Annotated in this window: 16 protein-coding genes; 7 read left to right on the plus strand and 9 right to left on the minus strand. The window is 70.3% G+C overall.

Going from position 1 to position 20,835, the window contains the following annotated elements:
• Positions 1-108: 108 nt before the first annotated feature.
• The 5 genes from fxsT to ACZ6TV_RS40110 form a co-directional block, all read right to left on the minus strand.
• Positions 109-4,026: an FxSxx-COOH system tetratricopeptide repeat protein gene (gene fxsT / locus ACZ6TV_RS40090; protein WP_465304052.1), complete on the minus strand. Its 3,918-nt coding sequence runs from the start codon at positions 4,024-4,026 to the stop codon at positions 109-111.
• Positions 4,027-4,057: 31 nt separating this feature from the next.
• Positions 4,058-5,248, minus strand: coding sequence for an FxsC protein (fsxC, locus tag ACZ6TV_RS40095; RefSeq protein ID WP_465304054.1), 1,191 nt, complete (start codon positions 5,246-5,248; stop codon positions 4,058-4,060).
• Between the two features lie 219 nt (positions 5,249-5,467).
• Positions 5,468-7,801, minus strand: a complete 2,334-nt coding sequence (locus ACZ6TV_RS40100) for an FxsB family cyclophane-forming radical SAM/SPASM peptide maturase (RefSeq protein ID WP_465304056.1) — start codon at positions 7,799-7,801, stop codon at positions 5,468-5,470.
• 5 nt (positions 7,802-7,806) lie between these two features.
• The gene (locus tag ACZ6TV_RS40105; protein WP_465304058.1) at positions 7,807-7,998 is read right to left on the minus strand and encodes a hypothetical protein; all 192 of its coding nucleotides are present in this window, start codon (positions 7,996-7,998) and stop codon (positions 7,807-7,809) included.
• Positions 7,999-8,298: 300 nt separating this feature from the next.
• On the minus strand, positions 8,299-9,336 hold the full coding sequence (locus ACZ6TV_RS40110) for a LacI family DNA-binding transcriptional regulator (RefSeq protein ID WP_465304061.1): 1,038 nt from the start codon (positions 9,334-9,336) through the stop codon (positions 8,299-8,301).
• Positions 9,337-9,522: 186 nt separating this feature from the next.
• On the opposite strand from ACZ6TV_RS40110, the gene ACZ6TV_RS40115 reads away from it, so the two are divergent.
• Genes ACZ6TV_RS40115 through ACZ6TV_RS40130 form a run of 4 tightly spaced genes read left to right on the plus strand, consistent with a single transcriptional unit; the run spans position 9,523 to position 13,305 of the window.
• The gene (locus tag ACZ6TV_RS40115) at positions 9,523-10,593 is read left to right on the plus strand and encodes a substrate-binding domain-containing protein (protein WP_465304063.1); all 1,071 of its coding nucleotides are present in this window, start codon (positions 9,523-9,525) and stop codon (positions 10,591-10,593) included.
• Entirely contained in the window at positions 10,590-11,606 is a 1,017-nt protein-coding gene (locus tag ACZ6TV_RS40120) for an ABC transporter permease (protein ID WP_465304065.1), read from the plus strand. Before ACZ6TV_RS40115 ends, ACZ6TV_RS40120 begins: the two co-directional genes overlap by 4 nt.
• Complete coding sequence (locus ACZ6TV_RS40125; protein ID WP_465304068.1) at positions 11,603-12,379, plus strand: ATP-binding cassette domain-containing protein; 777 nt, start codon at positions 11,603-11,605, stop codon at positions 12,377-12,379. The genes ACZ6TV_RS40120 and ACZ6TV_RS40125 overlap by 4 nt, the downstream gene beginning before the upstream one ends.
• Positions 12,376-13,305 (plus strand): carbohydrate kinase family protein, encoded by a 930-nt coding sequence (locus ACZ6TV_RS40130; RefSeq protein ID WP_465304070.1) that lies wholly within the window; start codon positions 12,376-12,378, stop codon positions 13,303-13,305. The genes ACZ6TV_RS40125 and ACZ6TV_RS40130 overlap by 4 nt, the downstream gene beginning before the upstream one ends.
• Here ACZ6TV_RS40130 and ACZ6TV_RS40135 read toward each other — a convergent pair.
• Positions 13,281-13,940: a hypothetical protein gene (locus ACZ6TV_RS40135; protein WP_465304072.1), complete on the minus strand. Its 660-nt coding sequence runs from the start codon at positions 13,938-13,940 to the stop codon at positions 13,281-13,283. The genes ACZ6TV_RS40130 and ACZ6TV_RS40135 overlap by 25 nt on opposite strands.
• A 124-nt stretch (positions 13,941-14,064) precedes the next feature.
• Here ACZ6TV_RS40135 and ACZ6TV_RS40140 point away from each other — a divergent pair, with 124 nt between their 5' ends.
• Positions 14,065-16,038: an endo-1,4-beta-xylanase gene (locus tag ACZ6TV_RS40140; RefSeq protein ID WP_465304074.1), complete on the plus strand. Its 1,974-nt coding sequence runs from the start codon at positions 14,065-14,067 to the stop codon at positions 16,036-16,038.
• Here the strand turns inward: ACZ6TV_RS40140 and ACZ6TV_RS40145 are convergent.
• Positions 16,030-16,743 carry a polyamine aminopropyltransferase gene (locus tag ACZ6TV_RS40145; RefSeq protein WP_465304076.1) on the minus strand — a complete coding sequence of 238 codons (714 nt, stop codon included), beginning with the start codon at positions 16,741-16,743 and terminating at the stop codon, positions 16,030-16,032. The genes ACZ6TV_RS40140 and ACZ6TV_RS40145 overlap by 9 nt on opposite strands.
• Before the next feature lie 50 nt (positions 16,744-16,793).
• On the opposite strand from ACZ6TV_RS40145, the gene ACZ6TV_RS40150 reads away from it, so the two are divergent.
• Positions 16,794-17,015 (plus strand): DivIVA domain-containing protein, encoded by a 222-nt coding sequence (locus ACZ6TV_RS40150; protein WP_465304078.1) that lies wholly within the window; start codon positions 16,794-16,796, stop codon positions 17,013-17,015.
• A 64-nt stretch (positions 17,016-17,079) separates the two neighbouring features.
• On the plus strand, positions 17,080-18,441 hold the full coding sequence (locus ACZ6TV_RS40155) for an IS701 family transposase (protein ID WP_465304080.1): 1,362 nt from the start codon (positions 17,080-17,082) through the stop codon (positions 18,439-18,441).
• Between the two features lie 133 nt (positions 18,442-18,574).
• Here the strand turns inward: ACZ6TV_RS40155 and ACZ6TV_RS40160 are convergent, their stop codons facing one another.
• Positions 18,575-19,732, minus strand: a complete 1,158-nt coding sequence (locus tag ACZ6TV_RS40160; RefSeq protein WP_465304082.1) for a fatty acid desaturase family protein — start codon at positions 19,730-19,732, stop codon at positions 18,575-18,577.
• A gap of 19 nt (positions 19,733-19,751) precedes the next feature.
• Positions 19,752-20,822, minus strand: coding sequence for a ferredoxin reductase (locus ACZ6TV_RS40165; protein ID WP_465304084.1), 1,071 nt, complete (start codon positions 20,820-20,822; stop codon positions 19,752-19,754).
• Positions 20,823-20,835: the final 13 nt, after the last annotated feature.

The following is a 20,835-nucleotide window of genomic DNA, read 5'->3' on the forward strand; positions in this document are numbered from 1 at the left end:
TCCAACTGCTGCGAAGCCCTACCCAACGCCACCCACGCATATTACCTGAAATAGACATAAAACGATGGTCTGGCCCTCCGGGCCAGACCATCGTTTAACACCAGTCACCTAGAACGGGTGCGGATCGATGATCCGCCGGACGAAGCGTCCTTCGCGGAGCGCGTCGATCGCGGGATGTCCGTCTCCGACGCGTTGCGCCAGCCGGTTGACCGCGGCATCGACGTCAGCGCCGGCGTCGGTCTGGTTCAGCTTCGCCCGCAGCAGCGCCAGGTTCGCCCCGCATCGCAGTGTGTCCGGGTGATCCTCGCCCAGCACCTGCACCGTCAGCTCCATGACCTCGCGCATCAGTTCGAGCGCTTTGTGCGGGTCTCCGGCCTCCGCGGTGGTGATGCCGAGGTTCATCCGGGCGGCGATGGTGAACGGATGGCGCGGGGTGAGGGTCTGGCTGAAGCTTTCCGCCGTCGTGCGGGTCATGCGAAGCGCCCGCTGCGTGTCTGCCATGGCACGCACCACCATTGCGAGATTGTTCTGGCAGACGAGCGTGTGCGGGTGTGTCGGGCCGAGGTTCTGCTCATAGGCGTTGGCCACGGCCGCCAGTTCCCGGTTGGCGGTCTGCAGGTCGCGTGCCGCCAGCAGGTTCAGCGCTCTGCTCAGCCGGCAGGCGAGGGTGTCCGGGCTGGTGGGTCCGAGTGTGTCGTTGAGTCTGTCGTAGGCGTCCTCGAGCAGCAACGCGGACTCGGTCGGACGCCCGGCGCTGCGCAGCGACACCGCGAGGTTCGCCTGGACGTGCAGCGCGTTGCGCGAGTTGTGCCCCTGCACCCGGACCGCGGTGTCGTGCACGGCCCGCAGCAGAGCCACGGAGCGCTCGTACTCGCCCGCGTCACGCAGGTCCCGGCCAAGGTGTGAACCGGACACCAGCGTGTTGGGGTGGCCGTCGCCGAGCACGTCCCTGCGCCGTTGGTAGGTGAACTCGTCCCGGGACCGGGCGCTGCGGAAGTCGCCCATCAGCCGGAACGAGATCGCCACGTTGCTCAGCGCCGTCAACGTTCGCGGATGGTCGTCTCCGAAGTGCTGCTTCCACGCCTGGTACGTCGCTTCGTCGTGATCCAGCGCGTCCTTGTAGCGGCCGAGCCCGCGAAGGTCGCCGGCGAGGCTACCACTGGTCATCAGCGTGTGCGGGTGGTGCGGCGGCAGAAGACTCCGCTGCTGCGCCAGCACCTCCTCGTCGATTCGCAGCGAGTCGGCGAACCGGCCGCGGTCGCGCAGGACGTTCGCCCGGTGGAACCGCATGTGCAGGAGCTGGCGCCGCAGTGCCTGCTGGGCGCCGTCCTCGGAGGACGCGTCGAGCAGTTCCTGCCAGGTCTGCTCCGTCCGCTGCGCGAGCCGCTCGGCGCTGTCGAGATCGGCACGCAGCCACAGGAACCGGACCCGGTCCAGCATCAGCCGGCGTACCGCCTCGTCGGGGCAGGTGGCGGCGTCGGTGACATCCAGCTCGATGTGTGGCCAGAGCATGCGGAAACGGTTCCAGGTCTGTGGATCGTCGACCTCGCCCGGTGGCCGGAACGCGGCGAGCACCTGGTGTATCTCATGCCGTGCCTGCATCACCTCGTCGGGCGACATTCGCGAGCGGACGACGTGCTGCAGCAGGCGGTGGATCTGCAGCTGGCCGCCGGTGTTGCCCTCCTCGCCCTCACCACGCTGATCGATGCGCACCAGCGCCAGGCGGTGCAGCTGCTGCACGAGGGTGCCTCGCATCAGCCCTTCGGCCACGTCGGGGTTGAAGGGGATGAGTTTCGCCGCGAGCTGGTCGCTGTACACCAGCTCCAGCGCGATCTCCGGGCCGAGGAGCGAGCACAGCTGCAGCAGCCGGTAGGCGGCCGGTGACTGCTCGCGGAGACGGCCGAGGGACAGGTCCCAAATGGCTTCGACCGAGCTGGACTCCGTCGACGACAGCGCTCGAGCACCACGACGCTCGATGTCGCGAAGATAGTCCTCGACCGATGTGCCGGTCTCCTCGAGCCACGCGCCGGCGGCCGCGATCGCGATGGGCAGATCGCCGAGTGCCTCGGCAACCCGGTCCGCCTCGTGCGGCTTGAGCGCTCGGACCCGATCGCGGAGGTGAGCGATGCTTTCCCGGCGGTGGAACACGTCGACCTGCAGCGCCTTGGCGTCGTCACCCCATTCGAGGTTCCTCGACGTGATGATCGTATGACCGAGGCCCTGCGGCAGGAACTCATGAACGCGCCGGTCGTCGGCGTTGTCGAAGATGAGCAGCCACCGCAGGTGGGGTTCACCCCGGCTCAACGCCCGCAGGACCGCGCGCATGTTCTCGGGCCCGCTGGACTGCGGCTGAAGGTTCAGCCTGCTGCCCAGGTCGCTCAGCTGCGCTTCGATGAACGTGAGCTGGTCCGCGTTGATCCACCAGACGACGTCGTAGGCGCTGCCGAACCGGTAGGCGTACTCGAGCGCCAACTGGGTCTTGCCGATTCCGCCCATGCCCTGCAGTGCCACCGGCTGGGCACCGGACAGCACCACCGGCGCGGTCCCTTCGCGCAGCGTCGACCGCAGCTGCCGGAGGTCGCTCTCCCGGCCCGTGAACCGGGGATTCCGTGCCGGTAGCCGGATCACGGCCGGGTCCGTCCCGGGAAAGCGCGGGCGGATCAGCGAGGCAGGCGTCGTACCTACCGAGCCTGGTCGCCCGACCAGTCGCAGCAGGCGTTCGACGGCGACGCGTTCGTCGCTGACGCCGATCAGCGATGTCGTGTTCCCAGGAGCGACATTCGGCAAGGGCTGAACGTCGGCGACGTAAACGGCGAGCGGCTGGCGGCCGGTGTGTTCAGGCACCGTCATGAAGGACAGTTCCCGGAAGTTCGCCGCCGAGATGACCTGCAACGGACGCGCGTCACGATGGGCGGTCGCCGCGTCGTCCGTCCCTGCTTCCAGCACGTGGATACCCAAGGCGGCCAGGACGGAGCTGATCCACTCTGCCCAGATCTGATCCGCAGGAGCGTAGCTGACGACGACCTCCTTCTCCGCTCCGGTCGCTCGCCGGATGAACCGGTCGCGGATGGCGACCCGCATCGGCTCGTCCGTGGGAACGAGGGCGGTGACGGTGCCATCGGTGATCCGCGAGGTGAGGCCCTCGTACGCGGAAAGCAGTGAACCACGCCGTCCCGGCAGATCGCCGAACGTCGCGAGCGTCTCCTCGTATCCGTAGTAGGCCTGGTAGGGGATGACGATTCCCGCCCAGTAGCGCTCCCGGTCCTCGGCGGTCATCCCGTGCGGCAGGCCTTCGAATCGCTGCATGGCCACCGTCAGCCCCGCGTCGGCCTTCTCCTTCTCCGCGGGATCGACGCGCATCGGCACCGGAAGGATGCGGACCGGCCTGCTCTTGCGATGGCGTTCGACATAGCGGGCGACCCGGGAAGCCCCATCGATTCCTTGGTCGCTCAGTGTGAAGCAGTCCACCAGTACGTCCGGCATCTGGATCGTGCAGATGTCGGCGATGTCGCTGAGGCCGGTCCGGCTGTCGATCAGGGTGTAGTCGTACCGTTGCTTCATATCGGCTCGAACGGCATCGAGGAAGCGCCCGCCGTCCTGCCGCTCGTAGAAGTCGTCCCAGTTGAGCCCGGACAGCGTCGCGGCGTAGTCGTTGTTCTGCTGCCCCGCGTGCAGGAAGTCCAATGTCCCCTCGCCCGGAAACGTCCAGTTGAGCGAGATGGCATGACGCTGGACCTTGGCGAACGACTCATGCCAGTTGGCCTCCCGCGGCGCGTTGCGGGTGGACGCCCATTCGAACTCACGAATGAGGTCGATGACCCCCTTCGTGTCGTTCAACGTTTCCGCGTTGAGAAACGGGGAGAAGAAGCGGTGCAGGCCAGGTGACTCGAGATCCCAGTCGACGATCAGCACCCGTTTACCGCTGGCGGCCAGGATCCAGGCGACGTTCGCGAGGGCCATGGTGCGACCGGTGCCGCCCTTGTAGGAGTAGAACGTGACGACCTGACCGTTGTGGTTCTCGCTCATGTGCCTTCTTCTCCGATCCTGGAGACGGTTGTCAGTCGCTGAGCCGAGGTCGGCGGCGGGCCCCGTCCTGCGGCGGGTCGCGTCGGAGGAACTGTCGCTGCATCTGGCTGACCAGCCGCGCCATCATCTCGTCGAACTCGTTGAAGTGCGTCGATCGTTTCAGTTGCAGCGGGTCGGACTGCAGGCTCCGGACGAGGGTTTCGATGCGGAACGCCAGATCCTCGCACTCGCCCCGCTGTGGATCGCGGTCGTCGAAAACCAGAACGGGTGCCACCCACTTGGGTAGATGGACGATCGCATTGGGCAGGTCATTCAGTGGTTTGTGCGAATTCATGGAGTTCAGCATCAAGGCCCACGGGTCTATCAGCACCACTCCCGGTGCGCTGTCGAACTGCTGGTGGCCCGGCTCGAAGTCGATCATCTCGGTCCGGAGGCCGAGCCGGAAGGCGACCTCTGCCGCATGTTCGGCGATCGGCTGAGCTCTGCTCTCGTTGAAAGGGCGCCAGAGCTGGCTGGTGGCGCCGTACCGGTCCGGCGGTCGCTGGCGGGGCAGCCGGTGCACGGCTGGGGCGAGCACCGCGATCAGGAACGGGGCGCCCGAGGCGGACGGTTCGGCGGTCAGCCCGCCCTGACGCTGCGCCGGCACCGCGACGGGCCGGTGCTCGGCGATGTCGACGATGCGTTGGGCGAGATCGGCGACGATCGCCCGGTACAGGTGCGCGTGTTCGTTGACGACGCCGAGAGCGCGGAGCCCGAGTTCGGTGTACAGGTGTACGTCCGAGCCGACGGATCCGTCGGTGACCCGGCCGGCGACCCGGTCACCGGAGGGTGCCGCCCACAGGACGTGCTGGACTCGTTGGTGGGTGACGCTCGACGGCGTGTCCGCCAGCCGCTGATGGAACAGGTTCAGGGTGTTGAGCGGCTTGCTGGGGTAGGTCGCCGAATGCAGGACGACGAACACCTCGGCGGTGCTGAGCGCCGCCATGGTCGTGGCCATGGCGGCCGGTTCCAGGGACAGCGGCGGCTCGAGATAGCCGAGTTTCGAGGCGTCGGGGTGCCTCGCCCTGGCACGCACTTCGACGTCGAGATCCCGATAGAACTGGTCGACCGCATAGTCGACCCCCGGCCGGATCTCGCCGGGGGCACCGGGCGCGTGAGCGCAGCTGACGAAGTAGTACAGATCGTTCGGGGGCGGTTCCTGTATCGGTGCGGGAAAGTTCATAACACCCGCTCAGCGCCGGTGCCGATGCGGCATTCGGCTGGGCCGGCAATGAACCCACCATCCATACGTCGATCTCCCACCGTCCCGGCCGGGCCACGTACGGTAAGGGTAGATGCGTCGATGCCACTGCGCTACATCGGTTGGACCTTTCGATGTCGGTCCGTCGAATCGAAGTTTGCGTCAATCGGTCGCCGCGGCATCAGCCGTGCCGCCGACCTGTCATTCCCGCCATCCGGCGAGCGTGTCGGCCATTCGACCCACCATGCGGCTACCGGCCGGCGTGAGTGCGTCGGTGTGGGTGATCGCATCGATGGCAGAAAATGTCCAGTCACGATACTGCCGATAGTTGGACGCAGCCTCCTGCTGATGGCTGTCGTCCCGCGAGGCCCGTGCCCGCCACATGCCGGCGACCGCGAGATGTGCGTAGATGCCGTGCAGTACGCCCTCGGCGGGACGTGGGTCCTTGCGCCAGGCCACCCGCAGCAGTTGCCGGTAGCTCTCATCGACGAGCTCGTGCAGGTCGAGCACCGCGCTGAGTTTGGCATGCTGGAACTCGTGCACGATCATGACCGACAATGACTCGGCGGGGGCCGCGGTGGTGCCGACCGCGCCGAACGCATGCCTGGCGGTTGAGCTGTGCAGCAACCCGGTGCTGTCGGAGCGCAGCGGTGTGACGGTGGTCCAGCCTGCGCGAAGTCCTGGCAGGTGGTCCGGAGCGTCGGCCTCGATCAGCCGCCACGCTCCTTCGAGCATCTCTGCCCAGGCGCTCACGCTCGAGGAGGGCAGCCGAGACTCGGGTGGCCAGTCGTGGCAGTCACGGTAGGGATCCGCGTCCTCGAGGAGCAGCTGCCTTCCGCCGATCGTCAGCAGCTGCGACGGCCGCCAGCCGGGGGCCGACGCGCGGAGGTCGCCGACCGTCAGCACGTCGCCGATGCGGATGGACCGCCCGTCGCCGGTGACGATCAGGTCGGTCGTCGATGCCGTCGACGGGGCGAGCTCGGCGACACCGATCGTCGGCAGATGCACGCCCGTGGCACGCATCGGCACCGCGAGCCGTGCCGGCGTTCCGGCGTGAATCGCGGCGGCGCCGGCGATGGCCGCGATGTACTCGACGTCGTCCTCGCCGTCCGTCAGGCACCGCACCGCCCAGGCGCGGACATACGGGTGGCGCAGCACGGCGGCGACCGCGTCGGTGTGCGTGGCCTCGAGCTCGACCAGGAGATCCCAGGCGTGGCGCACATGCCGCATCCCGCTGTGCCGGTCGGCGACCGCGGCGAGCAGTGCTCGGGTGATCCCCAACTGCGTGTCGACGAGATAGCCGACGCTCTGTGCGTCGCTGTCGCCCGATCCGATCCGGTCCAGCAGGTCCGGCGGTGCGGCCGGGGTCTGCGGCGCGGAGGAGGCGGTCGACGCCTGGCGCGGCGGGGTCAGATCATCCATGATCCGGATGAACTCCTTGAGGTCTGCGCAGTACACAGTCGGGTTGTCGAAGCCCTGGGTGCTGCTGTAGCGATGCGCGAACAGGCCACCGCCGCAGCGCTGGACGACCGGGCATGCGCGGCAGGTGGCAGACAGGCCGGCGATCCCGCGCTGGCGAATGTCGATCATCGGCAGTGCCGCGACGGCATCCACGGAGTGCGTGAAGACGCTGAGTCCCGTGCCCGGCGCGCCGTCGAACGTCGTCTTCAGCGAGTCGGACTGTTCCCAGGAGCCGTCGGTTTCGATGACGGCGAGATCCGCGCGGTCCAGTCCCACCCATTCACTGCCGCTGGGGCCTCCGGCCGCGGACGAGAGCAGGGCCTCGAACAGGCGGACAGCGACCGTGCGCCCGTCGGCGATCCACTGCCTGTAGACGGAGGCCAGCCAGCGCGCGTACGGAGTCGGATCATCGCCGGGTCTCGGCGGCGGCACGTCCCAGGTGGCGTGGGGAAGCAGGAAGTCCATCCGGGGCGGCTCCTGCTCCACAAGTGCCCGGTAAACCCGGATCGGGTCGTTGGCGATGTCGACCGTGCACAGGATGCCGCCATAGATGCGCCGGTTCCGAGGCTGCCGCAACAGGCTCAATGCGCGAATCACCTGCGCATGACTGCTCGCGCCGGACGCGAACCGCCGGTGCCGGTCGTTGGCGAGCTTGTCGCCGTCCAGGGAGACGCCGACCCGGACGTCGAAGTCGAGCAGGACGTCGCAGATCTCCTGCGTCAGCAGGACCCCGTTGGTCTGCAGTCTGAAGTCGGGAGCCGTGACGGGCGAGATGGTCGTGTGCAGTTCGCCGAGGACCGAACGCAGACCCGCGGCACCGAGCAGCAATGGCTCACCGCCGTGCAGCACGACCGTGACGCTCGGCAGCTGGTGCGCCTCGGCATGCTCGGCGATGCGCCAAGCCGCGGTCTTGACCGTGCCCGGATCCATCCTGCGTGGCTGCCGACGCCAGCTGTGATCCGCGTGCTCATAGACATAGCAATGGTCACACGCCAGGTCACATCGACTGTGCACCTTGAGTATGTATTGACTCAGGGAATAGCTGGACAACAACGCCGGCTCGGCGACCGACATGATGGTCAGATCGCAGAGCCGAAGGCCGCGACATCGACAGTCGAGGATCGGCGGCGATCCGCCGGATTCGCCGGTCGCACGACCCTGCGCATGATGTCCGCGACGTCCTGGTTGGCGATCAGCTTGCTCAAAGGCTCGCGGTTGATCCGCTGAACTGATGCCGCCATGGTGTCGGGTGCGGTCTTCGTGCTGGTCATGGTTACTCCCGAGTAGCTGAGCCTAAGGGTTCACGGCGATATTACGCAGAACAGGGCGAACTAGACTGTGTGACACGGGATTCACCGTTGCGCTGAACTTTTGCCGGCACAAACGATCCATGTCATGAGCGTGGCGGTGCCAACTTGCAAGCGTAACCGAAACCGCGTCAGCCTAACAACGAGCCTGTGTGGGAGCTAGTCGCGCGAACGTCTCACAAGCCACCATCCGCCCAACCGGGATCCGCGGCATCACCTGGCGAGGATGCGTGTGCAATTGCCATTGCGGGTGAGCCGCCGCGCTCAGCGGACGGGCGGGGCGGGGATCTCGCCGGAGCCGCGGGGGATGAGGTGGGTTCCGACGAGGTGGGTGGTGGGTTCCCAGTCTTCGCCGTCGAGGCGGCGGAAGAGGATGTCGGCGGCTGCTCGGCCCATGCGGTACGGGTCCTGGGACACGACCGTCACGGCGGGTTCCAGGAGGTCGGCCAGGGGGAAGTCGTCGAAGCCCACGACGGCGACCCGGTGTTGGAGGCCGCGGGAGCGCAGGGCACGGATCGCGCCGATGGTGATGAGGTTCTGCGCGCTGAAGCAGGCGGTCGGTGGGGAGGGGGCGTCCAGGAGGCTGCCGAAGGCGGCCTCGGCGGCGGCGGTGGTGTGCAGGTCGTGGGCGACGTGCGAGGGGCGGATGCCGTGGTCGCTGAGGGCGTCCTTGTAACCCTGGAAGCGGCGCCTGGCGGTGGCGATCGTGCGCAGGTCGCCGAGGAAGGCGATGTCGCGGTGGCCGTGGGCGAGGAGGTGGCGGACCGCGTCGGCGGCGCCTGACTCGTTGTCGACCAGGACGGCGTCGGCGTGCAGGCCGACGGGTGGGCGGTCGACGAAGACGAGCGGGGTGCCGGGGGTGACCTCGCGGGTCAGGTACGCCTGGTTGTCGCTGGCCGGGACGATCAGCATCGCGTCGGCCTGGCGCATCGCGAAGGCGCGGACGAGGGCACGTTCGCGGGCGGGGTCCTCCTCGACGCTGCCGGCGAAGACCATCACGTCGCGGGCGTGCGCGACATCCTCCAGGGCGCGGTAGAGCGCCGAGGAGAACGGGTTGGAGACGTCCTCGAGGACGGCGGCGACGGCGGCGGTGCGGCCGCCCGCGCGGCGCAGGCTGCTGGCGGTGATGTTGGGCCGGTACTCCAGTTGCCGGATGGCGCGTTCGACGGCGCCGGCCTTGGAGGGGCTGACGCCGGGCTCGCCGTTGACGACCCGGGAGACGGTCTTCGGGCTGACCCCCGCCAGCTGCGCCACGTCGCGCAGGGTCGGGCGGGCACGGGCGGCGCTGGCAGCACTGTCCACGGCACTCCCTCGCGAAGATCGGCTTCCCTATTATCGCCAGCCCGCCCATCCTCCCTGACGCAGGTCGGTTTGACAACGATGTCAAACTGCTAGGCATTCGGTTCAAGAGCATCAAGGATGCCATATTGACAATCATGACGGGCCGGGTCGACACTCCTTGACATCGTTGTCAAAGGAGGAGCGGACATGATGCAACGCAACCGTGTGCGGGCCGCGGGGCTGCTCGCCGTCGCGGTGGTCGCCGGTGGGCTCACCGCGGCGTGCGGCGACGACGCCGGCAGCGACCAGGTGTCGGTCTCGCTGATCACCAAGAACTCGACGAACCCGTTCTTCGTCACCATGCAGGACGGCGCGAAGCAGGCCGCCGCGGCCGAGGGCGTGAAGCTGACGATCGCCGCGGGGAAGGCCGACGGCGACGAGGCCGGTCAGGTGCAGGCGATCGAGGACGCCATCGCCCGCGGCGACAAGGGCATCCTCATCACGCCCAACGGGCCCGGCGTCAATCCGGCGATCAAGAAGGCCCGCGACGCGGGGCTCTACGTCATCGCCCTCGACACGCCGCCGGACCCGGCGAACACCGTCGACATCACGTTCGCCACCGACAACTTCAAGGCCGGCGAGCTCATCGGCAAGTGGACCGCGACGACGCTGGCCGGCAAGCCCGCCACGATCGCCATGCTCGACCTGTTCAACGACAAGATCGTCTCGGTGGACTACAACCGCGACCAGGGTTTCCTCACCGGCATGGGGATCGACGCCAAGGACAAGAAGCGCAACGGCGACGAGGCGAAGACCGGCAGCTACACGGGCGGCGGCACCTACAGCATCGTGTGCAACGAGCCGACCAACGGCGCCGAGGACGGCGGGCGCACCGCCATGGAACGCTGCCTCACGAAGAACCCGGCGATCAACGTGGTCTACACGATCAACGAGCCGGCCGCCGTCGGCGCGCAGAAGGCGCTGCAGGCCGCCGGCGTCAAGGACGTCCTCGTCGTCTCCATCGACGGCGGGTGCGACGGCGTCAAGCAGGTCAAGGACGGGCTCATCAACGCCACGTCGCAGCAGTACCCGACGAAGATGGCCGAGCTCGGCGTGAAGGCCATCAAGCAGATCGCGACCGGCGGCGAGAAGCCGAAGGTCACCGGCGGGCTCGACTTCTTCGACACCGGCGTCGCGCTGGTGACCGACAAACCTGCCGCCGGCACGGAGAGCATCGACAGCACCGAGGGCGCCAAGCGGTGCTGGGGCAAGTCGTGACAGCGGCCACCGCGGCCGAGCAGTTCGCGCTCCGCAGACGCTCGCCGGTGCAGCGCGTCCAGCACGTGCTGCACTCGTATCCGGCGATCAGCCCGTTCCTGGTGCTCGTCGTCTCCTTCGCGGTGTTCTCGATCATCAACCCGCGCTTCGCCCAGCCGAACTCGCTGTCGCTGGTGCTGCAGCAGGTCGCCGTCATCGGGGCGCTCGCCGTCGGGCAGACGCTGATCATCCTGACCGCCGGCATCGACCTGTCCGTCGGCGCGGTCACGATCCTCGCCATGATGCTGTCGGCGAAGCTCGCCGAGGGCAACGGCATCCCCGGCGTGCTGGCCGTGCTCGTCGGCATCGCGGTCGGGGTCGCCGCCGGCACGCTCAACGGCGCCCTCGTCACCCGCATCGGGCTGCCGCCGTTCATCGTCACCCTCGGCACGCTCAGCGTGTTCACCGCCGTCGGCCTGCTGTACTCGAAAGGCCAGAGCGTCCAGTCGGTCGACCTGCCGGCGCTGCTCAACTGGACGGGGGAGACGTTCGCGGTCGGCCGCTTCCGGATCACCGCCGGGGTCGTGCTCGTCGCCGTCCTGTACGTCGTGGTCGGCTTCGCCCTCGCCAACACCGCCTGGGGCCGGCACGTCTACGCCGTCGGGGACGACAAGGAGGCCGCCCGGCTCGCCGGCATCCGCGTGGACAGGGTGCTGCTCAGCGTGTACGTCACCGCCGGCGCCATCTACGGCCTCACCGCCTGGATCCTCATCGGCCGGGCCGGCGCCGCCAGCCCCAATGCGATCACCGACGCCAACCTGGAGAGCATCACCGCCGTCGTCATCGGCGGCACCAGCCTCTTCGGCGGCCGCGGCGCCGTCCTCGGCACGCTGCTCGGTGCGCTCATCGTCGGCTTCTTCCGCAGCGGCCTGTCCCTGGCCGGGGTCGACGACCAGTACCGCGTCCTCGCCGTCGGCCTGCTCGTCCTCGTGGCGGTGGCCGTCGACCAGTGGATCCGGAGGGTCCGCGCATGAGCACACCCGTGCTGTCCGCCCGGGGCCTGGTGAAGACGTTCGGCCGGGTCGTCGGCCTCGACGGCGTCGACATCGACCTGTTCCCCGGCGAGGTCCTCGCCGTCATCGGCGACAACGGCGCCGGCAAGTCCACGCTCATCAAGTGCCTCACCGGCGCGCTCGTCCCCGACGCCGGGTCGCTGGAGCTCGACGGGAAGCCGGTGCAGTTCCGGCGCCCGCAGGACGCCCGCGAGGCCGGCATCGAGACCGTCTACCAGACCCTCGCGGTCGCCCCGGCGCTGGACATCGCCAGCAACCTGTACCTGGGCCGGGAGCGGCTGCGGCCCGGGCCGCTCGGCACGCTCCTGCGGATGCTGGACAAGAAGGGCATGCGCCGCGACGCCGGGCAGGCCCTCGCCGACCTCGGCATCGGCACCCTGCAGAACATGGCCCAGCCGGTCGAGACCCTGTCCGGCGGGCAGCGCCAGGCGGTCGCGGTCGCCCGCGCCGCCGCGTTCGGCAGCAAGGTGATCGTGCTGGACGAGCCGACCGCCGCGCTCGGCGTCCGCGAGTCCAACCAGGTGCTCAAGATGATCGGCGAGGTCCGCTCCCGGGGCCTGCCGGTCATCCTGATCAGCCACAACATGCCGCACGTGTTCGAGGTCGCCGACCGCGTCCACATCCAGCGGCTCGGCCGCTGCGCGGGCATCATCACGCCGCGGTCGCACACGATGTCGGAGGCGGTCGCCGTCATGACCGGCGCCACCACCCTCGCCGAGACCCCCGGCCAGTGATCACGGTCGTCGGTGAAGCCCTGGTGGACCTGATCGAGGGTCCACCGGGCACGACCTCGGCCCGTCCCGGCGGCAGCCCGGCCAACGTCGCCGTCGCCCTGGCCCGGCTCGGCGACGACACCGGGCTGCTGACCCAGGTCGGCGCCGACCCGCACGGCCGGTCGATCCTCGATCATCTGGCCGCCAACGGGGTACGGCTGGCGCCCGGCACCCTGCACGCGGCGACCCCGACGAGCGTCGCGCGGACCACGCTCGCCGCCGACGGCCAGGCGGAGTACTCGTTCGACATCGCCTGGCGCCGCTTCCGGTCCACTGTGGACGATCTCGGGGACTGCCTGCACACCGGGTCGATCGCCACGTTCCTGGACCCGGGCGCCGCCGACGTCGCCGCCCTCGTCCGGCAGGCCCGCGCGGCCGCGACGGTCAGCTACGACCCCAACTGCCGCCCGTCGCTGATGGGCGACCCGGCGGCGGCGGCCCGGCGGGTCGAGGACCTCGTCGCGCTCAGCGACATCGTCAAGGTCAGCCAGGAGGACCTCGCCTGGCTGCACCCGTCACGGTCCTATGTGGACACCGGCCGCGCCTGGCTGGCCCTCGGCGCCCGGCTCGTCGTGGTCACCCTCGGCGCCGCCGGCGCCTGGGCGGCGACCGGCGACGCCGCGGTCACGGTCACGGCACCCCGCGTCGCGGTCGTGGACACGGTCGGCGCCGGGGACACGTTCACGGCGGGGCTGCTGCACGCGTGCGGCGCCGAGGGCCTGCTCGGCGCCGCGAACCGCGACCGGCTCGGGTCCGTGGACCCCGCGACGCTGACCGCCATGCTGACGTTCGCGTCCCGGGCCGCGGGCATCACCTGCTCGCGCCGCGGCGCCGACCCGCCGGCCCTCGCCGACGTCGAGGCTCAGGCCGGCTCCAGCTCGTCGTAGCCGCTCTCGACGTCGTTGAAACCCAGGTACAGCACGTCCGCGTGGTGCAGGTAGCTGTCGGCGGGCGGGGCCGTGCCGTCGGTCCAGGTGAAGGTGGTCGGCTCGCCGGGGCGCAGGACCGGCTCGCGCAGCGGCGGCAGCAGCGCTTCGATCGCCGCCCAGTCCAGGGTGAGACGGCACGGCGGGCCGGGGACGGGCGGGACGTCGCCGTCGTAGAGCGCGTCGTCGAACGCCTCCCAGGCGGCCGGCTCGGCGAGGGCCTGCAGGTCGAGGGCGTGCGCGACGATCCGCACGGCGTCCAGGCACTCGATGTCGCCGGGTTCGACGATCCGGTCGAACAGGTCCCACGGCTCGCCGTCGCGCTGGGAGTCGAGCAGCGCGGCGACCGTCGCGTCGTAGCGGGCGTCACCGGTCCGCAGGAACGGATGCAGGTCGAACCCGCCCGCGAGGACGCCGTTCTGCACGACCCACAGGTGCAGCACCGCGCCGTACCACAGGGTCATGTAGGCGAGCTGGTCGTCGTCGTACCGGTGGTCGTAGGCGGCGCGCAGCGCGGCGAGGTCGCGGGCGGCGTGCACGTCACCCTGGCGGGCGCCGCCCGGGCCGACCGAGAACTCCAGCAGGTAGCAGCTCACCCGTGCATCTTTCACCGGTCGCGGCGGCCGTGACCTGCGGGGGTGGGGGAGCGCGGTTGTCCCGGGACACGCGCGCGTGCTGTCGTGAGCGCCGCCGGACCGACGGACCCTGGGAGCGACAGCCATGAAGAGACTGCAAGCGGGCATCGCCGCGGCGGCGCTGCTGGCCGGTGCGGTGGGCGTGCTGCCCGCGTTCGCCGCGGCCGGGCAGACACTGGCGCAGGTCGCCACCGCCCGCGGGTTCCACATCGGGACCGCCGCCGGGGTGAAGACCCTCGCGTCCGGGCAGTGGCGGCAGGTCGCCGACACCCAGTTCACCTCGGTGACGATGGGCAACGAGGGCAAGTGGGACGCCACCGAGCCGGCGCAGGGGCAGTTCGACTTCGCCGCCGCCGACGCGATCGCCGACTACGCGGGCGCCACCGGCAAACGGCTGCGCGGGCACACCCTCGTGTGGCACAGCCAGCTGCCCGCCTGGGTCAGCGCCGAGCGCACCGCCGCGGAACAACGGCAGGTGCTCGTCGACCACGTGACCGCGGTCGCCGGGCACTTCAAGGGCAGAGCCGGCCAGTGGGACGTGGTGAACGAGCCGTTCAACGAGGACGGCACGATGCGCTCCTCCGTCTGGTACACGCGGCTCGGCGAGGACTACATCGCCGACGCGTTCACCGCCGCGCGGGCCGCCGACCCCGCCGCGAAGCTGTTCCTCAACGACTACAACGTCGAGGGCGTCAACGCCAAGAGCACCGGCCTGTACAACCTGGTGCAGCGGCTCAAGGCCCGCGGCGTCCCGATCGACGGGGTCGGCCTGCAGGCGCACCTGATCGTCGGGCAGGTCCCGTCGACGCTGCGGCAGAACATCGAACGGTTCACCGCGCTCGGGCTGACCGTCGAGATCACCGAGCTCGACGTGCGCATCCCGCTGCCCGCCGACGCCGCCGAGCTCGCCCAGCAGGCCGCCGACTACCGGGCGGTCGTCGGCGCGTGCGCCGCCGTCACCGGGTGCACGGGCGTGACGACGTGGGGCGTCGGCGAGGCGGACTCGTGGATCCCGGCGTTCTTCCCCGGCTACGGCGCGGCGCTGCTGTTCGACGAGCAGTGGCGGGCCAGGCCGGCGTACTCGGCGGTCGTCGAGGCGCTCGGCGGCACCCCGACCGTGCCGGAGCCGCCGGCGACGCCGAGCCTGGTGACGGTCGCGTCCTACCCGTTCGAGACGGGGCTGACCGGCTGGGGCTCCCGCGGCGGCGAGACGACGGCGCACAGCACCGCGGCCGCGCACGGCGGCACCGGCAGCGTCCTGTCGTCGGGCCGGACCGCGACGTGGCAGGGCCCGACCCGCCCGGTCCTGGACATCCTCAGCCCCGGGAAGCTGTACACGGTCTCCGCGTGGGCGCGGACCGCGTCCGGCACCGGGACGGCCCGGCTGAGCATGCAACGGCAGAACGGCACCGCGACCCGCTACGAGAACGTCAGCGCCAACACCGCGATCAGCACCACGTGGACGCGCCTGTCCGGCGACTACCTGTTCCTGCCCGGGGCGACGGCGCTGTCGGTGTACCTGGAGACGACGGACACGACCGGCGACCTGTACCTCGACGACGTGACGATCCAGACGGAGGGCCCGCCGGTGTCGCAGTCGCCGTCCCCGTCCGCGTCCGTGTCGCCGTCGGTGTCGAGGTCGCCGTCCGCGTCGCCGTCGGCGTCGAGGTCGCCGTCCGGGTCCCCGTCGGCGTCCAGGTCGGCGTCGGGATCGCCGTCGGCGTCCTCCAGCGGCGGCGGTACTGGGTGCGCGGTGCGCTACACGACGAACGACTGGGGCGGCGGGTTCACCGGTGACGTCACGGTCACCAACACCGGCACCGCCGCCGTCAACGGGTGGACGCTGCGCTGGACGTTCGCCGGGAACCAGCGGGTCGACCAGTCGTGGGGCACCACCCTCACCCAGACCGGGTCCGCGGTCGCCGCGTCCAACGCCGCCTGGAACGGCACCGTGCCGGCCGGCGCGTCGGTCAACTTCGGCTTCCTCGCCGGGTACACCGGCGGCAACAGCAACCCGGCGGCGTTCACGCTGAACGGCACCGCCTGCACCCTACGGTGACGACGACCGGGCGACGTAGACGGTGTTCGTCGACTCCCGGCGCTGCAGCGGGTTGTCGAAGGCGACGACGTCGGCCCGTACCTCGGCGAACACCTCGGCGAGGGTGGCGGTGAACCCGTCGTCCGGCGGGTCGTTGGACCACAGGCCGAACACCCCGCCGGGGCGCAGGTGCCCGGCGAGGCGGCGCAGCCCGGCAGCGGTGTAGAAGCCGCCGTTGCCGGGGTGCAGCAGGTGCCGCGGGGAGTGGTCGATGTCGACCAGGATCGCGTCGAAGCGCCGGCCGCCGTCGTAGCCCTCCGCGGCGGCGGTCAGCGCGAAGAAGTCGCCGTGGGTGAGCCGGCAGCGGGGATCGCCGGTCAGCTCCGCCGACAGCGGCAGCAGGCCCTTGCGGTGCCAGCCGATGACGGCGTCCAGGTAGTCGACGACGATCAGGGACCGGACCCGCCGGTCCCGCAGGACGGCGCCGGCGGTGTACCCGAGCCCGAGCCCGCCCACGACGACGTCGAGGGGGGCGTCGGGCAGGGCGGCCAGGCCGAGCCGGGCGAGCTCGATCTCGGCGACCGTGAACAGGCTCGACATGAGGTACTCGTCGCCGAGCTTCACCTCGTGCACCTCGACGCCGAGCGACGGGTCGAGCCGCCGGCGCAGGCTGACCTCGCCGATCGGGGTCTGCTGCCAGTCGAGCTCCTCGAACCGCCGCGTCATCGGGGCACCGTACCGTGGCGCCGCGCCCCCACGGGGTGGAGACTAGGAACATGAGTGAATTTCCGGTCAAGTTCGGCGGGTATGACCGGGCCCGCGTCGACGCCTTCGTGGCGTCCACGACAGAGGCGCTGGACTCCGGCGACCCGGTGCGCCAGGCCGAGGCGGCGGCCGCGGCGAACGCGGTCAGCTTCCCGTCCGCCGCCTGGCGCGGCTACGACAAGGCCGCCGTCGACCACTACCTCCGCCGGGTCGGCAAGGGCCGGGCGGCCTAGTAGTACTTCGTTAGGTCGGCGTGTTGTGGTGACGTCGGGGTGGGGTCGGTAGTTTCATGCTTCGGTGACTCCTGATGAGCTTTCGGTTGTGCGGCAACGCCTGGAGGGGTTCGCGGGGGATGTCTTCGCGCCCCTCCTGCGGTCGGATCAGCGGGCCAAGGGTGTGATGTATCTGCGTGGGCTGTTGTTGGACGGGCGGCGTAAGTCGATGCAGCCGATGGCGGAGCGGCTCGGCGTGGATCATCAGGGGTTGCAGCAGTTCGTGACGACCTCGACCTGGGACACGACGGCGGTCCGGGCTCGGCTGGCCCGTCGGGCGGTCGACGTCGTGCAGCCGGAGGCTTGGGTGGTCGACGACACCGGGTTCCCGAAGGACGGCACTGGCTCACCGGGTGTGGCCCGGCAGTACTCCGGCACCCTGGGCAAGGTCGGCAACTGTCAGATCGGGGTGAGTGTCCACGCGGTCACCGACACCGCGTCGTGCCCGCTGGATTGGCGGTTGTTCCTGCCGGAGTCGTGGGACGAGGCGAAGGCGGGACCGGCCGCGGTCCGGGCGGCGAAGGCCAGGCAGCGCAAGACGTTGAAGAACGCGCCGCGGGTGGCGGTGTCGGTCCCGGCCGGTCTGGACCAGGCGGATGCCGCCGCCGGGGTGGATGTCGAGGCGGTGACCGAGGCGGCGCGGCTGCGCCGGCGCCGGTGCGCGATCCCGGACAACGAAGGCCACCGTCCGAAGTGGACCCTGGTTGTGGAGATGCTCGACGCGCTTGCCGCGCAAGGGCTCCGGCCGCCGCTGCTGACCGCGGACGCCGGCTACGGCGACAGCAGCCCGTTGCGGGCTGCCCTCGACGAACGCGGCATCGTCTACAGCGTGCAGGTCAAGGGCGACGCCCTCGCCCACCCCGCCGGCGCGCAACCCGTCGCGCGGGCCTGGTCCGGGACCGGCCGCCCACCGACGTCCACAGCGGCTGTCTACCCCGACGACGCGGTCAGCCTGGCCGGACACGTCGCTGCCGCCGGCCGCGGCGCGGCGGTCACCGTCTCCTGGCGCGAAGGCAGTAAAGGCACCCTGAGCTCACAGTTCGTGTTCCTGCGCGTGCGTCCGGCCGGGCACCGCGTTCCCCGCAACCCCGACGGCAGCCTGCCCGAACGGTGGCTGATCGCCGAATGGCCCGACGGCGAACCCGACCCCGTCACCTACTGGCTGACCAGCCAACCCGCCGACACCACGGCGACCGACCTGATCCGGTACGGCAAGATCCGCTGGCGGATCGAACACGACTACCGCGAACTCAAGACCGGCCTCGGCCTGGACCACTTCGAAGGCCGTTCATGGACCGGCTGGCACCGCCACGTCACCCTCGTCACCGCCGCGCACCTGTTCATCACCATGCTCAGGCACGACCCAAAAGCGGATGCGCCGGCCTGACCCTCCACAAGGCCATCCGCGAGCTGCAGTTCCTCCTCGCGACCTGGACCGGCGCATGCCCCACCTGCCACCAAACGGTGAAACCGTTACACCGCAACAACCGTCGACAGACCTAACGAAGTACTACTAGGGGTCAGCCGACGCCGACCGCTTCGCGTTCCTGAGCGACGTCCTGGGTGACGGGCCGCAGCGGCGGCATCGGGCGGCGGTTGGGCAGCGCGAGCCGGAACACCTTCGCCCACGCCGAGGCGACCTGCTTCGGCAGCGGGCCGCTGGTGTAGCTCAGGCCGTAGCGCTGGAACAGGTCCTGGACCTTCGGCGCGATCTCCTGGTAGCGGTTGCTCGGCAGGTCCGGGAACAGGTGGTGCTCGATCTGGTAGGACAGGTTCCCGGTCATGATGTGCATCAGCCGGCCGCCGGAGATGTTCGCCGAGCCGAGCATCTGCCGCAGGTACCACTCGCCGCGCGTCTCACCCTCGATGGAGGACTTCTCGAACGTCTCCACGCCCTTCGGGAAGTGCCCGCACATGATCACCGAGTGCGTCCACAGGTTGCGGACCAGGTTCGCGACCGCGTTCGCCGCGATCGTGTGCAGGAACGACGGGCCCGACAGCAGCGGGTGCAGCACGTAGTCCTTCGCCACCTGGCGGCCGATCTTCTTCAGCACCTGCCGGACGCCCGCCTTGAACTGCGGGCTGCGGCGGCGCTCCTTCGTCGACAGGTTCCGGCCGAGCTCCAGGTCGTACGCCGCGATCCCGTACTCGAAGAAGCAGGCGTTGACGAAGTTCCACAGCGGCTGGCCCAGGTGGACCGGGTGCCAGCGCTGCCCCTCGTCGACGCGCATGATGCCGTACCCGAGGTCGTTGTCGCGGCCGATCACGTTCGTGTACGTGTGGTGCAGCTCGTTGTGCGAGTGCTTCCACTGCTCCGACGGCGACGCGTTGTCCCACTCCCACGTCGTCGAGTGGATCTTCGGGTCGCGCATCCAGTCCCACTGGCCGTGCATGACGTTGTGGCCGATCTCCATGTTCTCGAGGATCTTCGCCACCGACAGGCCGGCGGTGCCGACCAGCCACGCCGGCGGCAGGATCGAGAACAGCAGCACGCCGCGGCTGCCCAGCTCCAGCCAGCGCTGGACCTTGATGACCCGCCGGATGTACGCGGCGTCGCGCTCGCCCCGGCTGCTGATGACCCCGTCGCGGATGGCGTCGAGCTCCCGCCCGATCGCCTCGATGTCCTCGGCGCTCAGATGGGCGACCGGGTTGACGGCCTTGCGCTGCAGCGTGGTCACGAAGGTCCTTTCGGGCGGGTCAGACGTCGAGGCGGCAGGCGCCGGCGGCGGCGGAGACACAGGTCTGGATCAGGACGTTGTCGCCCTCGGTGGCGGTGGTGACGCGGCCGTCGCGCAGGTCGCGGACGGCGCCCTCGCGCAGGGGCAGCACGCAGCCGAAGCAGATGCCCATCCGGCACCCCGACGGCATGAGGACCCCGGCGGACTCGCCGGCCTCCAGCAGCGGCGTGCCGCCGGTCGCCTCGGCGGTCCGGCCGGACCGCAGGAACGTCACCGTGCCCCCGTCACCCGCCGCGATGACCACGGGCCGGAAGCGTTCGACGGTGACCGGCCGCTCCGGCCGGTGCGCCATGAGGTCGTCGAGCATCGCGTTGGGGCCGCACGCCCAGACGTCGCGTTCGGCGAGGTCCGGGACCAGGACCGCCAGGTCGGCGGGGGAGAGGCGGCCGTCGGTGCCGGTGTGCCGCTCGACGAGGGTGATCCGGCCGTCGCCGGCCATCGCCCGCAGCTCGTCGCCGAAGAGGACGTCCTCGGCCGACCGGGCGGAGTGCACCAGCACCACGTCGCCCAGGTCGCCCAGGTCACCCAGGTCGCGCGAGCGCAGGATGCCCATCACCGGGGTGAGGCCGCTGCCGGCGGTCACGAACAGGACCTTCGCGCCGTGGCCCCGCGGGACGGTGAAGTCGCCGGTGGGGCGCTCCAGGCCGAGCAGCATGCCGGGCCGGGCCCGCGCGACGAGGTGACCGCTGACCGCGCCGCCGCCGACCGCGGTGACCGTGACCGTGACCAGGCCGTCGGGGCGGTCCGGGGCGCTGGTGATCGAGTACGCCCGCCACCGCCGGACACCGTCGACGTCGACGCCGAGCCGCAGGTACTGGCCGGGTTCGTGCCGCCGCCAGCCGCGCCCCGGGCGCAGCGTGAGGGTGACCGCCCGCGCCGTCTCCCGGTGCACGGCCACGACCTTCGCCCGCAGTACGTCGGCGTTGCGCAACGGCGCGATCACGTCGAGGTAGTCGGCCGGCACCAGCGGCGTCGTCAGGAGCTCGACGACCCGCCAGGCGCCGGCGCGGAGGGCTTGGGCAGCGGCCATGCATCCAGCATGA

It is taken from the genome of Dactylosporangium sp. NPDC051087 (assembly GCF_055586325.1).

Bases quoted from the DNA above. Each gene is read 5' to 3' on its own strand.
- fxsT (WP_465304052.1), bottom strand. From the start codon at position 4,026: ATGAGCGAGAACCACAACGGTCAGGTCGTCACGTTCTACTCCTACAAG.
- fsxC (WP_465304054.1), bottom strand. From the start codon at position 5,248: ATGAACTTTCCCGCACCGATACAGGAACCGCCCCCGAACGATCTGTAC.
- ACZ6TV_RS40100 (WP_465304056.1), bottom strand. From the start codon at position 7,801: ATGTCGGTCGCCGAGCCGGCGTTGTTGTCCAGCTATTCCCTGAGTCAA.
- ACZ6TV_RS40105 (WP_465304058.1), bottom strand. From the start codon at position 7,998: ATGACCAGCACGAAGACCGCACCCGACACCATGGCGGCATCAGTTCAG.
- ACZ6TV_RS40115 (WP_465304063.1), top strand. From the start codon at position 9,523: ATGATGCAACGCAACCGTGTGCGGGCCGCGGGGCTGCTCGCCGTCGCG.
- ACZ6TV_RS40125 (WP_465304068.1), top strand. From the start codon at position 11,603: ATGAGCACACCCGTGCTGTCCGCCCGGGGCCTGGTGAAGACGTTCGGC.
- ACZ6TV_RS40140 (WP_465304074.1), top strand. From the start codon at position 14,065: ATGAAGAGACTGCAAGCGGGCATCGCCGCGGCGGCGCTGCTGGCCGGT.
- ACZ6TV_RS40145 (WP_465304076.1), bottom strand. From the start codon at position 16,743: ATGACGCGGCGGTTCGAGGAGCTCGACTGGCAGCAGACCCCGATCGGC.
- ACZ6TV_RS40150 (WP_465304078.1), top strand. From the start codon at position 16,794: ATGAGTGAATTTCCGGTCAAGTTCGGCGGGTATGACCGGGCCCGCGTC.
- ACZ6TV_RS40165 (WP_465304084.1), bottom strand. From the start codon at position 20,822: ATGGCCGCTGCCCAAGCCCTCCGCGCCGGCGCCTGGCGGGTCGTCGAG.